Annotated in this window: 21 protein-coding genes; 5 read left to right on the top strand and 16 right to left on the bottom strand. The window is 26.4% G+C overall.

Annotated features, from left to right (window positions below; genetic code table 11):
* Nucleotides 1–4 precede the first annotated feature (4 nt).
* Complete coding sequence (locus VLM92_RS07875; protein WP_325275788.1) at nt 5–169, bottom strand: hypothetical protein; 165 nt, start codon at nt 167–169, stop codon at nt 5–7.
* A gap of 16 nt (nt 170–185) precedes the next feature.
* Entirely contained in the window at nt 186–338 is a 153-nt protein-coding gene (locus tag VLM92_RS07870) for a hypothetical protein (RefSeq protein WP_325275787.1), read from the bottom strand.
* 220 nt (nt 339–558) lie between these two features.
* Between VLM92_RS07870 and VLM92_RS07865 the strand changes: the two genes are divergently transcribed.
* Together VLM92_RS07865 and VLM92_RS07860 are read left to right on the top strand one after the other, a co-directional pair.
* On the top strand, nt 559–924 hold the full coding sequence (locus tag VLM92_RS07865; RefSeq protein ID WP_325275786.1) for a helix-turn-helix transcriptional regulator: 366 nt from the start codon (nt 559–561) through the stop codon (nt 922–924).
* A gap of 327 nt (nt 925–1251) precedes the next feature.
* On the top strand, nt 1252–1461 hold the full coding sequence (locus VLM92_RS07860) for a helix-turn-helix transcriptional regulator (RefSeq protein WP_325275785.1): 210 nt from the start codon (nt 1252–1254) through the stop codon (nt 1459–1461).
* Nucleotides 1462–1497: 36 nt separating this feature from the next.
* On the opposite strand, the gene VLM92_RS07855 is transcribed toward VLM92_RS07860, so the two are convergent.
* The 5 genes from VLM92_RS07855 to VLM92_RS07835 form a co-directional block, all read right to left on the bottom strand.
* Nucleotides 1498–2403: a ParM/StbA family protein gene (locus tag VLM92_RS07855; protein WP_325275784.1), complete on the bottom strand. Its 906-nt coding sequence runs from the start codon at nt 2401–2403 to the stop codon at nt 1498–1500.
* Between the two features lie 15 nt (nt 2404–2418).
* Complete coding sequence (locus VLM92_RS07850) at nt 2419–2658, bottom strand: hypothetical protein (protein ID WP_325275783.1); 240 nt, start codon at nt 2656–2658, stop codon at nt 2419–2421.
* 256 nt (nt 2659–2914) lie between these two features.
* Nucleotides 2915–4054 (bottom strand): FtsK/SpoIIIE domain-containing protein, encoded by a 1140-nt coding sequence (locus VLM92_RS07845; protein WP_325275782.1) that lies wholly within the window; start codon nt 4052–4054, stop codon nt 2915–2917.
* A 21-nt stretch (nt 4055–4075) separates the two neighbouring features.
* On the bottom strand, nt 4076–4543 hold the full coding sequence (locus VLM92_RS07840) for a hypothetical protein (protein ID WP_325275781.1): 468 nt from the start codon (nt 4541–4543) through the stop codon (nt 4076–4078).
* A 4-nt stretch (nt 4544–4547) separates the two neighbouring features.
* Nucleotides 4548–5168 carry a hypothetical protein gene (locus VLM92_RS07835; protein ID WP_325275780.1) on the bottom strand — a complete coding sequence of 207 codons (621 nt, stop codon included), beginning with the start codon at nt 5166–5168 and terminating at the stop codon, nt 4548–4550.
* A 353-nt stretch (nt 5169–5521) separates the two neighbouring features.
* Between VLM92_RS07835 and VLM92_RS07830 the strand changes: the two genes are divergently transcribed.
* Nucleotides 5522–5968, top strand: a complete 447-nt coding sequence (locus VLM92_RS07830) for a GIY-YIG nuclease family protein (RefSeq protein WP_325275779.1) — start codon at nt 5522–5524, stop codon at nt 5966–5968.
* Between the two features lie 23 nt (nt 5969–5991).
* Here VLM92_RS07830 and VLM92_RS07825 read toward each other — a convergent pair whose 3' ends face one another.
* Both VLM92_RS07825 and VLM92_RS07820 read right to left on the bottom strand, forming a co-directional pair.
* Nucleotides 5992–6876: a hypothetical protein gene (locus VLM92_RS07825; RefSeq protein WP_325275778.1), complete on the bottom strand. Its 885-nt coding sequence runs from the start codon at nt 6874–6876 to the stop codon at nt 5992–5994.
* A complete protein-coding gene (locus tag VLM92_RS07820) occupies nt 6877–7041 on the bottom strand; it encodes a hypothetical protein (protein WP_325275777.1) in 165 nt (54 codons plus the stop codon). It lies immediately after the preceding gene.
* Nucleotides 7042–7414: 373 nt separating this feature from the next.
* Between VLM92_RS07820 and VLM92_RS07815 the strand changes: the two genes are divergently transcribed.
* Nucleotides 7415–7567 carry a hypothetical protein gene (locus VLM92_RS07815; RefSeq protein ID WP_325275776.1) on the top strand — a complete coding sequence of 51 codons (153 nt, stop codon included), beginning with the start codon at nt 7415–7417 and terminating at the stop codon, nt 7565–7567.
* A 1-nt stretch (nt 7568) separates the two neighbouring features.
* Complete coding sequence (locus tag VLM92_RS07810) at nt 7569–7835, top strand: hypothetical protein (protein ID WP_325275775.1); 267 nt, start codon at nt 7569–7571, stop codon at nt 7833–7835.
* A gap of 280 nt (nt 7836–8115) precedes the next feature.
* Here the strand turns inward: VLM92_RS07810 and VLM92_RS07805 are convergent, their stop codons facing one another.
* The 7 genes from VLM92_RS07805 to VLM92_RS07775 form a co-directional block, all read right to left on the bottom strand.
* Nucleotides 8116–8607 (bottom strand): hypothetical protein, encoded by a 492-nt coding sequence (locus VLM92_RS07805; RefSeq protein ID WP_325275774.1) that lies wholly within the window; start codon nt 8605–8607, stop codon nt 8116–8118.
* Between the two features lie 122 nt (nt 8608–8729).
* Nucleotides 8730–9422 (bottom strand): N-acetylmuramoyl-L-alanine amidase, encoded by a 693-nt coding sequence (locus VLM92_RS07800; protein WP_325275773.1) that lies wholly within the window; start codon nt 9420–9422, stop codon nt 8730–8732.
* A 2-nt stretch (nt 9423–9424) separates the two neighbouring features.
* Entirely contained in the window at nt 9425–9778 is a 354-nt protein-coding gene (locus tag VLM92_RS07795) for a phage holin family protein (RefSeq protein WP_325275772.1), read from the bottom strand.
* Between the two features lie 92 nt (nt 9779–9870).
* Complete coding sequence (locus VLM92_RS07790; RefSeq protein WP_325275771.1) at nt 9871–10788, bottom strand: tyrosine-type recombinase/integrase; 918 nt, start codon at nt 10786–10788, stop codon at nt 9871–9873.
* 185 nt (nt 10789–10973) lie between these two features.
* Nucleotides 10974–11111: a hypothetical protein gene (locus tag VLM92_RS07785; RefSeq protein ID WP_325275770.1), complete on the bottom strand. Its 138-nt coding sequence runs from the start codon at nt 11109–11111 to the stop codon at nt 10974–10976.
* Between the two features lies 1 nt (nt 11112).
* Nucleotides 11113–11277: a hypothetical protein gene (locus VLM92_RS07780; protein ID WP_325275769.1), complete on the bottom strand. Its 165-nt coding sequence runs from the start codon at nt 11275–11277 to the stop codon at nt 11113–11115.
* A 28-nt stretch (nt 11278–11305) separates the two neighbouring features.
* Nucleotides 11306–11708: hypothetical protein (locus VLM92_RS07775; RefSeq protein WP_331681721.1), on the bottom strand; the 403-nt coding region annotated here is incomplete at its 5' end.

Here is an 11708-nt window from a genome sequence, read left to right as displayed (position 1 = left end):
CCTCCTATTGTATCTTGTGTGAATGAAATAAAAACCACATTCCAAACATTACATTTGCTAAAACTATACTTGTCCAGTTACTTTGTGTTGGAATTGTTATCATAAATGAAATTACTAAAAATAATTCAATTATCGCAGTTGGTACAAATGTTACTCTCCACCAGTTCATATTTAATCCCCCTTATTTATTTAGTAGATAAAATCTTATTAATGTCACCACTGTTTATAGATTGAACTATAAGACAAGCATCTATTGCTTTTGTTACTGTGCTAAGTTGTTTATCTTCTAGTTCTGCTAATATTGGTATTAAATTTAGTATTTTTTCGCTCTTTGACATAAGATCATCTCCTTGTTATACTTTTTATGTGTTTATATTCACATTGTAATTCATTTTTTCGTGAAAATCAACACTAAAAGGAATATTTTTTTGTTTTTGTGAATATACTACTAATGTTTAGTGTTGTAACACACGATAATAAATAGTATAGTTAAAATAAAATAAAATAAATAAATGATAATCTAAAAATGGATAATCTAAAAATGGAGGTTTTTAAAAAATGCATGAAAGGATAAAAGAAATTAGAAAAAACGAGAAACTTACCCAAGCTCAATTAGGTGAAAAACTCGGTACTAGCAGAGACAATATAGCAAACGTTGAAAATAATAGAGTAACTTTAACAGAATTGTTTATAAATCATTTTTGTAGAGAATTTAATGTTAATAAGAAATGGCTTACAACTGGAGAAGGAGATCCATACTTATCTTTTCTAAATAAACAAGATAGTGTATTAACAGAAATTTTTGCAGAAATAACAATAGATGAAAATCATAAATTGAGAACTGTAATAGAAAAATTATCTAAGTTAGATGATGAATACTTAGATGCAATTGAAAAATTAATAGAAGGTTTAATAAAAAAATAAAGAAAACGTCTTAAGACGTTTTCTTTATTTTTTTTAAATATACATGTATAATTGCTAAAATTCTTTCATCTTCTATCCCATTAATCATTTCTATAATATCTTGTTTCATCTCTATATTTCCTCCCCATATAATTATACTTTTATAATATATCTAAAAACATACGTTTGCAACATCTTTTTAAACTTACGTTCTATAATGTTTAGCAATCTAACAATATTTATTTAATATTACCATAAATTTCCTGTCAGAAAATATCCGTACAACGAATATTTTCGACATTTTTGGGTATTTTTCGTTGTATAATGACATATATGAGGTGTATATTAATGATAAAAAGTACTAGAAAGAAAAAATGTCTTACACAATTACAACTATCTAATATGACTAATCTAAGTCAAAGTTACATATCAAGATTAGAGAAAACTGATTTTGTGCATAGTCCAACAATCACACAAATTATAGCTATATCTAAAGTGTTAGATTTAGATCCAGTTATTTTAGCTAAATATTTTATTCGTAAAGAAGAAAATAAATAAAAAAATACCCATATCTAAGTTGATATGGGTATTTTTTTATTTCATCATTTTTCTATATCCATTTGCATTTGCAAATACATAATTATCAATATTATCCATTACTATTATTCCTGGAACATTATTTTTAAATGCAGCACCTAGAAGTTTAGCACCACCCCCCATTACTATTACTGCTTCTGTAGCTATAGGATAGTTTAATTTCAACTCATTGTATATTTTCTTGAATAAATCCATTGATGCTGCTATATTAGGTCTTATATCTTGTTTTTCACCTTTAAAATAAAACCCTTTATCTATATAATCTTGAACCTTGTCTCTAGGAACTTTAACTTCACTTTCAAATCTCTTATCAGTCTCTATAGACTTAGCTATAGTATCATATATATCTATAGTTCCAATATCTATAGAATAAGGCTTTTCTGCTTTATTACTTTTAATTAAAGCTATATCTGTAGTTTTTCCACCTACATCAATTATTACTACATCTCTACTTCCAACTTTATCATATACATCTTTAGAAAAATGCAAGTATCCAGTTACACCTTCTGGGAATACTTGAACAGACTTTATAAATATTTCTCTTTCATTAACTTCATTCTTATATCTTACTTTAAATATTTTTCCTTGAAGCATATTTATTACATCATTTTTATGGTTCGCAAATTGCTTTACAGGTAATCCTAATGCTAAATCTACTACTTCTTCATCTGTAGACTTACATATAGCTCCTATCAATAATGGTATAAAATTTTCTTTTTCAAACTTCTTATACCCTATTTCTTCATCACCTTCACCAATGCAATATGTTATATTGCCTAATTTAATTGTATCTGCAGTACTTCCGTGTGCAAATTTATCTGTAATCTTACTTTCAAATATAACTCCCTCACTAGTCTTAACTGCAAAATTTCCTATATCAATCCCTAATTTTTTAATTGCCATTTTAATCTCCTCCTATTATTTTTCTTCTAAACTTCCAAAATCAAAGTTTTCTGCTGGATCTTCTTCTATTACAGTAGAAGTTTTAGTTTGTGTAGGTTCATTACCTTCATTAAGCATTTCTCGTCTAACTAATTCTTTTATATAAGCAGCAGGTGCACTTTGTTCATTAAGAAATAATTTTATATCTTCTTCATCTTTTTTAAATGTTAAAGATATAATATCTTTAATTTTCCTTCCCCAACTATTTACTTTCATTTCTTCACCTCATTTATTAAATTTATTAAATTTATTATTTTTATTAAATTTAATAATAAAATTATACTATATAATATGCAAATATACAATATTTGTTAATAAATTTATTAAATTTATTATTTTTATTAAATTTATTAAATATTTCTTGATATTTATACAATAAAAAAACCTAGTGCATTTACACTAGGTTTATAATATAATTTACTTGATAAGAACAGTCCAAATTTCTTATCTGGAGTAATAGAAGTTGCACCTTCTATTGCTCCTTTTTTCTGTTATTATTTATAACTTCTTTCATTTGTTCTTTAGATACATAAATCCCTTGATATTCAACTCCTTGATATTTAGCATTAAATAATTTATTATTACCTTCTCCCTTTAACTTCTCTAAACCACTTTCTGGACCTGCAATTATTTCTGATCTTATAGCATCTATTGTCTTATGACCTAGTATAGTATTTATATTAGCTTTAACTGTATTAGGCATTATATCTTTATTTGGTAACTGTGTTACTAGTATAGGTATTATACCAGCTCCTCTACCTTGACTAGCTAATAATTCTAAACATCTTTGATACTCTTTATTGTTCTTATATGCACTTATTTCTTCTATAACTAATAATCTAAATGGCATTTTTCTAACCTTTTTTCTAAACTCCCAAATATCATCACAGTCTGCTTTTTCTATTATAGAGTATCTTTTTTCCATTTCTTCTAATTGATCCATCATAAGATCTTCTATTCCATCAGTTCCATTTTGGTACTGTATAGTGTTTCTAGCATATTGAAAATCTTTTAAATCAACTCTTTTAGTATTAACTATTGCAAACTGTATATCTGATTTAGTTTTACAATTAACTAAATGAGTTAATATTAATCTTAGTGTTATTGATTTACCACCACCAGCACTACCTGCTATATAGCAACCAAAGTTATTTGAGGTAAATAAATCTAATAATATTAAGTTATCATCATAATCATATCCTAGAGGTATTTTGAAATCAGTTCTTTTCATAAGATCTATATCATAATCATAATTCATTTTTTTATTTTTTCTTGATTTAAGCACAACATTGTATTCATTTTTTTCAAATCTCAAGTCTCTAACATTAACATTTAATGCTTGAGCAAATACATCTGACTTCTTTTTAAAATCTTCTATGCTCATTCCAAATGGTACACTAAATTCAAATTCCCTAAAATATTCTGTATCTCTTTTATATTCTAGCTTTGGATATACTTCATCAATATTCTTAAATTTCATATTTTTAAATAGTTTATTAAAATCTATATTCATAGATTTATCAAACTTAATATCTTTAAATAACTTCCATGCTCCTACTACACATTCAAACATACTGTCTACTACTGGAGCAAATATATTGCCACTACTCATTTTTAAATTCCCCCTTTATATTTAACATTCCTCATAGCATTTATCACATAAACATTTCTTTTCTATATAATTTAAACCACTTATCTCTTTCCCACATTCTTCGCAATCAAACACTTCTGCTTCTATACATTTATTACAATATCCATAATTAGCAATATATTCTCTTTTGCTTATTTCTTTATCACAATCTTTACATTTAATAACTTCTTCTTGATCTTGACATGATAAACAAATCAATGGGTTTTTATTTTCTAATGTTCTTATATACTCTTTACCACATTTTATGCACATAGTTATATCTGTTTCCTCATAACACTTACCACATAGACCTCCAAATTCATCAAAATCAAACTTAGTTATTTCTCTGCCACAATGTCTACATACCATAACTTCTTTATTATAATAACATTCGCTACAACATCCCCAACCATTACTATCATCTTTTAAATACTTCTTCCCACAATAAACACAATTTTTAAATCCAAACATATAATCACTCCCCAAATATTAAATTTCTTATATTTTCCATGCTTGTATTTGTGTATTTAACATTCATATGTCTTACTTTTAACCTTTCACCTTCTAAATCACTAACAACTATTAGCGTAGGTATACTTTGCCATTTAGGTTTATGCTTTATTACTTGCTCTTTAAAGCCTTTATATTTAACAACACAATCTTCTAACTTACCACTTAACTGAACTTCTATTAGAAGTCTTTTTATAGCTCCTGTGGATGTTTTAATAACTATATAAGCATCTGGTATAACATTCCCTATAGGTGATACTCTTTCAACTTTAACTACTTCTATATTTGCTTTATAAAGTGCTGCTATAAATTCTGTAACAGTAAGATCATGTGCTAATAATCTTTTACTAGGCTTTTTAGACTTATAAGGATAATAAACATACTGATTAGACTTTTCATTGATATTAAACCTAGCTCTACTAACTAACTTTAGTTCATCCAATAACCTTAATCTTCTTATACATACACTTTCATCTATACCTGGATATATAACTTCTTGTATTTGTGCTCTAGTGCATATCTTACAATTATTTATAAAATCTAATGCTTTTAAATCTCTCTCTTGAATCCTTTTATCTATCTGCATAAGTTCAACCCCTTTGAATAAGTTTATTTCTTCGTGGCTATAATAATATATATGCAATTCGATTAGGATATGTTACTCGGTTTTGAATAAGATATCCTAATTATTTTTTATAAATGATATCTTATTCGTATCATCTAGGTATCTCAATCAAATTTGAATAGGATATCATAAATTTATTTTTTTGAATAAGATATCTTAAATATGTATTTTCCTATGTTTGAAGTGATTCTGATTGTGGGTTTTAGATAGGAGGGAGAATCGACCGACTGTCTAAAAATGATTGCCCACTTTTTAAAATTAATATACATGAAATTTAAAAATATTTTTTAGTAATTTATTCCAGGAGGATTTTTATGAATTTATATAACCATTATGTTTATAGATGGATAGATGTATATGGTAAGGTTATTTATGTTGGAGAGACTAGAAGAAGTCTAGATAAAAGACTAGCAGAACACTTTAGTTGCAATCCTAGATGCACTAATTTTAAAAGAAAAGATATATCTAAGGTCCATAAAATAGAATATCTTAAATTTGATAATGATTATGATGCTATGGAACATGAACGATATTATATAAGTTTATGGAATCCAAGATTAAATAAAGCAGAAAAATACTCTGGAGCAAAACAAGATGATCCAAATAAAAGAACTGACTGGAAAACTAAAAAAGTACTTAGACCTTTATATAAAGATTCATCTGAATATCAAACTAAAAAACTAACTCCATTTGAAAATTTTATTTTTGGATTTATAACAGTAGCATCTGTATTAGCAGTTTTATTATTGTATTATAAATAGACCTATTATTTAGGTCTATTTTTTTATTCAGTTTTTCTTTTTAATAAGTCTATTTCTCTATTATTGTCAATAATTGACTTTTTTTTACTCTTGAAATTATTTTCTTTTTCTGTTAAACTTTTTGTATCAATTAAATTAAAATGTATTTTTTTAATATCAGAATCTTCATTTGTGGTGAATGAAGATTCTTTTTCATTTTCCAATAAATTTAAGTATTCATTATATAAACCTTCAAATGTTCTTATCTTATGTATTAGACATTTATCTAGTGCTTCTACTAATATATCTCTATCCATTGAATTTATTGTATTTATATTTTCATTACTCAATTCTTCATCTGACTTTATAACTCTTTTAAATCTTTTTACCATAGTTACCTTTTCAGATATATATACAACTTCATTTGTATCATGATTTTCTATATGTTCAACACGTTCAGTCACTGGTTCTTCATTTGTAGAAGTAATAGCTACTTCATCTAATGTAAATAATGTATTATATCCTTCTAATGAATATCCTAATTTATGAAGATCTCTTTGTATCTTTAATAAATTAACTCTATATTGTAAAGTCTTGTCCCATTTATATTTTGGATTTCTTCTTTCTTGAAGCCATCCATTTTCTACTAATTGTTTTATGTACTTTCTTATAGTCGCATTAGACATATTTATCATAAGTTCCTCGTTTAATTCTTCTGCTGTTTTATATATCCATCCAGAAGTTTCATCTATCTTAACTTCAACTTGATGTCTTTCTGCTCTATTCTTTTCTTCTCTAACATATCTATCGAAATCATGCATCTTATCAAGCCAGTAGATAAACTGATTTAATATTATAGCTGGTTTAAAATCACCTGTTAGTTCTACTAGCTCCTCTTTTATAACTATTCTTTTTAATTTCTTTAACATCTATTTCACCTCCTTATTTTCTTTTGTTTTCATTTGCTCATGAAGTAAAATATTTACACATTTAGCTATACTTATATTTTCTTTCTCAGACATTTCTTTTAACTTATCATATATTACATTTTCAAAAGTAATACTTATTCTTGTTTTATCTTTTCCAACTCCCATAATGAATCTCCTTTCTTGTGTGGTTCATTTATATTAAATATAATAACCTATGTGGTTCACTAAGTCAATAAATAAATAAATAAAAAGATAAAAAACATTATGATTATAATCTTTGATTATAATCTTTGGTATTGCTGTTTAATTTTTAAAACATGAATTTTAATTTTTAAAACATGAATTTTAATTTTTAAAACTCGAAGTGTAAAATGAGAACTATCGAATTTCAAAAATTAAAATTCGATAGTTTCAACGTTTTGGTATGAAATTAGTTAATTTTAATAAATAGCACAAAATTAAAAATGTGTTTTTATACACACTTACATGTGTTTTAGCATACTATATAGTAGATAAAAATTTAAGGGGGACTTTGAAAATGGATTGTATAAATGTTTCATTAGACTTTGAAAAAGAATGTTTTGTATGTGATATGACTAATAAAAAATGTAACTTTATAGATTGTCAAAAGCTTTGCTTGAACTTTGAAAGTGAAGATGTTTTTTTAAAAGAATTAGAGGAGGAAGAATAAAATGAAAAATATAATAAATCAATTGTTAGCTATAAATTATACTGATTATAATGTTAAGTGTGATTATAAAGAAAAAGCTTATAAAATATTAGATAAACTAACTAGAGCAGAATTATTAAACATAGTAGAACTTGAAAATATGACATGGGTTAATAAAAGTATAGATAAAGAAAATTTAAAACATGAAATATATGAATCTTTAGTTGAGTTTAGATGTGATCGTCAAGTTTTAGGATCTGTAGCGGCACATTCATATAGAAAATTATAGATAATCAAAAGGATCAAGTTTACTTGGTCCTTTTTTATTGTGTCCTGATAAAGAAATATTTAAAAATTTATAGACATAAAAGTATTAGTTTTATGCCTGTATTGAAAATACTAGTTTTCAAAGACTTCTGAACTGACACAATACTGCATCAACAGGATATTAACAGAAAATATCGAGTTATCAACAACAAAAACATATTTATCAACAGAATTTCAATGAAACTAATTTTATAAAATATATAAAAAAATAACCCTATTTTAAAATAGGGTATACTTTATATTTATTTAGTTTTAATTTCATAACTAGCAGTCTTGTAAGTTATAGCTTTACCTGTTGCTTCATCATTATCATATTGAACCACTTCAACTTTATGAGTACCTTTATTTAATGCATCTCCATCTAATGTTAAAGTTGTTTGTGTCATTTCTCCAAGTTGTTCTTTTGTATTGTTCATACCATCTATATATATGTATGACAATTTACTACCATCAAAATCTTCTGCATCTAAACCTATTTGTTCAAGCACTAAATCTTCCTCTGCAAATACAACTGGAATATTACCATCTTCAGAAGTTCCTCCTGCTGTTGATACTATTATTGTTCCATTTCCTAACTCTTCACTAAGTCCTTCTGGTATATCTTTTTTTATAACAGTTTCCTTTTTACTAGTATCTTCAGTAGAAGTAACTTCTTTTGTATTTGAGCAACCTATTAAGCTCATTGATAGCATAGTACATAATGCTAAAGTAATTATTTTTTTATTGATTTTCATTTATTACCCTCCCTGTTTTTTCAATCAATATATAGTATATACTATCAACAATGTCTAATTTTGTAGAAACATATATTTCAGCATAAAAAAAGAAGGTAGCCTAAAAAGACTACCTCCCTAAATTATTCCTTATAAATATCTATAAAAGAATTTTTAAATCCTGCTTTTTCTAAAGCTTTGATTTGTGCATCTGCATTACTACGTTGAGTGTATGATCCACATACTACTCTATAGAATGTACTTGTAGAAGGTTTATTTTCTTCTTTGTATTGTATTCCTAGAGTTTTAAGAGTTGCTTTTGCTACAGCTTTACCAAACTTTATTCTTTCTTCTTTGGTATCTACTATAGCTATATCTTTATCATTGTCTATAAAAGCACATTCTATTATATTAGCAGGGCATTTAGTAAGTCTAATAAATCCATAATAATCTTTACCACTACTATTTTTTCTAGTTTTAACTCCTCTGCTATTTTGACCTAATGCCACTACTTCTTTTTCTATATTTTGAGCTAGAGTTTTTCCTAGTCCTCCACCTATGGTATGATATACCTCAAAGCCATCTCCTCCACCAGCATTAGTATGGAAATCTATTGCTAAATCTGGGTTAAATGAATTACATTCTCTTATTTCTTCATTTAAATTATCATTTTCATTTTTATATCTTGATAATTTAACTTCAACTCCATGTCTTTCTAATTCTACTTTCCAAGCAAAAGCTATATCTAAATTTATATCTGATTCTTTTAATCCGTTTGCTACTGCTCCTGGATCTATTCCTCCATGACCTACTCCACCAAATGTTTTTTTACTCATAATTATTTGCCCTCCATATTTTCTAATTTATTTATTCCAACCTCTAGCATCTTTTTAAGACTATCTGGTATCCACACATCTAATCCAATTAAATTTTCTATTATGCTTAAACCTTCTTTAAATATAAAACCACATATAAAAGTTGAAAATATCATATTAAAATTAGGCATAATCGTTGATATACCTATAAATATTCCAAGTACTATACATTCCCCTATACTTCTAAACATTCCATTTGAACAGGTCCTACTTTTTAATCTGCCATTTTTTGCAGATACAAGTACCCCCGTTATAAAATCTATAGTTATTGCACCAAAGAAAACTAAAAATAGATTTTCTAGTGTTATTTGTTCCATACTTAATCCTCCTTATTGTGCTACATTGTATCAAATTAAAATTTTTGGACAAAATAAAAAGACTAAGCGGCAACTTAGTCTTTAGGATAAGTTTATATATTTAAATTGTCCTTGATATTTTTAATGTTTTTAAGGTTATTCTTAATATACTTTTGAGTAACCTTTGTATCAGTATGATTTAGAATCAAGCTGATAATTTCAAGAGGAACACCCTTTTCTTTAAGTAGATTAGCAGTTGTTCTTCGGAGGCTGTGAGGTGTTAATTTTGGTACATCTATTAATCCTCCAGCCTTTTTAACCCATCCACAAATAGCATGAGGTCCAGCTTTCCTAGGTCCATCTGAACTATATATTATAAAAACATACTCACTTTGAATTTTTTTGATTTTATAATAGTTTCTTAACTCTAGCAATTTTTCTTTAGCTTCATTTGAAAAGGTCAATGTTACTTCTTTAGGGCCTTTCTCAATGACATCAATTTCTCTTTCATCAAAGTCTATATCTGTCCATTTTATATTTAGTAGTGCATTTTTTCTAGCTGCAGTTGATAAAGATAAAATTATATATGTTTCTATTCGTAGATCATTGAGTGTTTTAATTTTACTTTTCATTTTATTTACTTGTTCTTCTTTTAAGAAGTATTTTTCTTGAACTCCTAATTTCTTCACAGGTCTTTCAAAGAATTCTAAAGGATGATTAGAAGTCATTCTTTTTCGTCTTAAAAAATTATAAAAACTACTTATACTTGAACATCTTCTTTTTAGTCTATCTTCATTGTTCCCATGAGTTTTACAATAACTTATAAATTCTTCTATATCTTCCTCTGTAACTTTATCATAAGTCTTATCACCTAAGTACCTAAACCAGGAAAATAAATCTGATTGATAACTATTCAATGTGTTTTTAGAAAGACCTTTGAGCTTATTGTATTCAAGGTATTGCTGATATGCTCTTAGATTATCAAAGTTATATTTACCTTCAATTATTATTCTGTCACTTTTTTTAAGCATAACTTTAACCTCCATCATATTTTATTTGACCATAGTTTTATCATATAGGTAATAAAATATGCATGAAGGTTAATTGTTTTATATAATATCCAAATTAAACATTATTTATGCGCAAACTTACACATAAATTTATGATTTTTTTTAAATAAGAGCATAAAAATAACACCTTATAGGTGTATACTAAATTACTCTACTATTAAATCTTGTCTATTATTTGCTATTAATATAGCATCTATATCTGCTTTAAACTCAGTATATTTTGTTACTACTGCTACATAATCTAAATATCCACCCATAATTCTTAATGCTAAATAATTTGCCATACTACATACCTCCCATTATTAAAAAGTCTACTGCTTCTTGAGTAGCTTGTATATTAGCTTTAAGTTCATCATTTTCCTGTCTTAAAGTTTCTAACTCTTGTGAAATTGGAGCAAATACATTCGGACAATTACTTGCTAAAAAATCTAATGCTTGTGCTAAATTCATAAAATTACCTCCATTGATTTAATTATTTTTATACTTGTTGGTTTAAAACATTTAATCCTAAAACAAATGTTGCTAAATTCGTTTGATAGACTGTATCTTCTAATATACTTATTTTTTCTTTTAAAGTGTTAACTACATTACCTATGTAATTAGTACACTTGATTGTTGATCTAGGCGATAGAACACCACTTTCATTTATGAAATTTGTTTCTCCATCAAATGATGCTAAGTCTAAAGGTGTGCATTCATATACTAATTCTGTTGCTAATTGATAGACTACTGTTACAGGATTAGCTTGTAGCCAAGCTTTAAACCCTGCCACATCTTGTGTTGCTAATTTTGATTTGTTTATTCTAATTCCTATTGATGCATTAGAATATGACCTTATACCTTCTTCGTCTAGTGCATATACATCTTTGAATGTGAATTTA

The organism is Romboutsia sp. (assembly GCF_035470145.1).
In the GTDB taxonomy this organism is placed as follows: Bacteria; Bacillota; Clostridia; order Peptostreptococcales; family Peptostreptococcaceae; genus Romboutsia_D.
This window is presented reverse-complemented; position numbering and strand designations above follow the sequence as displayed.

Excerpts from the sequence above, each read along its gene's own strand:
- VLM92_RS07830 (WP_325275779.1), top strand. The coding sequence starts at position 5,522 with ATGAATTTATATAACCATTATGTTTATAGATGGATAGATGTATATGGT.
- VLM92_RS07875 (WP_325275788.1), bottom strand. The coding sequence starts at position 169 with ATGAACTGGTGGAGAGTAACATTTGTACCAACTGCGATAATTGAATTA.
- VLM92_RS07855 (WP_325275784.1), bottom strand. The coding sequence starts at position 2,403 with ATGGCAATTAAAAAATTAGGGATTGATATAGGAAATTTTGCAGTTAAG.
- VLM92_RS07815 (WP_325275776.1), top strand. The coding sequence starts at position 7,415 with ATGGATTGTATAAATGTTTCATTAGACTTTGAAAAAGAATGTTTTGTA.
- VLM92_RS07805 (WP_325275774.1), bottom strand. The coding sequence starts at position 8,607 with ATGAAAATCAATAAAAAAATAATTACTTTAGCATTATGTACTATGCTA.
- VLM92_RS07820 (WP_325275777.1), bottom strand. The coding sequence starts at position 7,041 with ATGGGAGTTGGAAAAGATAAAACAAGAATAAGTATTACTTTTGAAAAT.
- VLM92_RS07790 (WP_325275771.1), bottom strand. The coding sequence starts at position 10,788 with ATGCTTAAAAAAAGTGACAGAATAATAATTGAAGGTAAATATAACTTT.
- VLM92_RS07810 (WP_325275775.1), top strand. The coding sequence starts at position 7,569 with ATGAAAAATATAATAAATCAATTGTTAGCTATAAATTATACTGATTAT.
- VLM92_RS07800 (WP_325275773.1), bottom strand. The coding sequence starts at position 9,422 with ATGAGTAAAAAAACATTTGGTGGAGTAGGTCATGGAGGAATAGATCCA.
- VLM92_RS07870 (WP_325275787.1), bottom strand. The coding sequence starts at position 338 with ATGTCAAAGAGCGAAAAAATACTAAATTTAATACCAATATTAGCAGAA.
- VLM92_RS07785 (WP_325275770.1), bottom strand. The coding sequence starts at position 11,111 with ATGGCAAATTATTTAGCATTAAGAATTATGGGTGGATATTTAGATTAT.
- VLM92_RS07850 (WP_325275783.1), bottom strand. The coding sequence starts at position 2,658 with ATGAAAGTAAATAGTTGGGGAAGGAAAATTAAAGATATTATATCTTTA.
- VLM92_RS07825 (WP_325275778.1), bottom strand. The coding sequence starts at position 6,876 with ATGTTAAAGAAATTAAAAAGAATAGTTATAAAAGAGGAGCTAGTAGAA.
- VLM92_RS07835 (WP_325275780.1), bottom strand. The coding sequence starts at position 5,168 with ATGCAGATAGATAAAAGGATTCAAGAGAGAGATTTAAAAGCATTAGAT.
- VLM92_RS07780 (WP_325275769.1), bottom strand. The coding sequence starts at position 11,277 with ATGAATTTAGCACAAGCATTAGATTTTTTAGCAAGTAATTGTCCGAAT.
- VLM92_RS07840 (WP_325275781.1), bottom strand. The coding sequence starts at position 4,543 with ATGTTTGGATTTAAAAATTGTGTTTATTGTGGGAAGAAGTATTTAAAA.
- VLM92_RS07860 (WP_325275785.1), top strand. The coding sequence starts at position 1,252 with ATGATAAAAAGTACTAGAAAGAAAAAATGTCTTACACAATTACAACTA.
- VLM92_RS07865 (WP_325275786.1), top strand. The coding sequence starts at position 559 with ATGCATGAAAGGATAAAAGAAATTAGAAAAAACGAGAAACTTACCCAA.
- VLM92_RS07845 (WP_325275782.1), bottom strand. The coding sequence starts at position 4,054 with ATGAGTAGTGGCAATATATTTGCTCCAGTAGTAGACAGTATGTTTGAA.
- VLM92_RS07795 (WP_325275772.1), bottom strand. The coding sequence starts at position 9,778 with ATGGAACAAATAACACTAGAAAATCTATTTTTAGTTTTCTTTGGTGCA.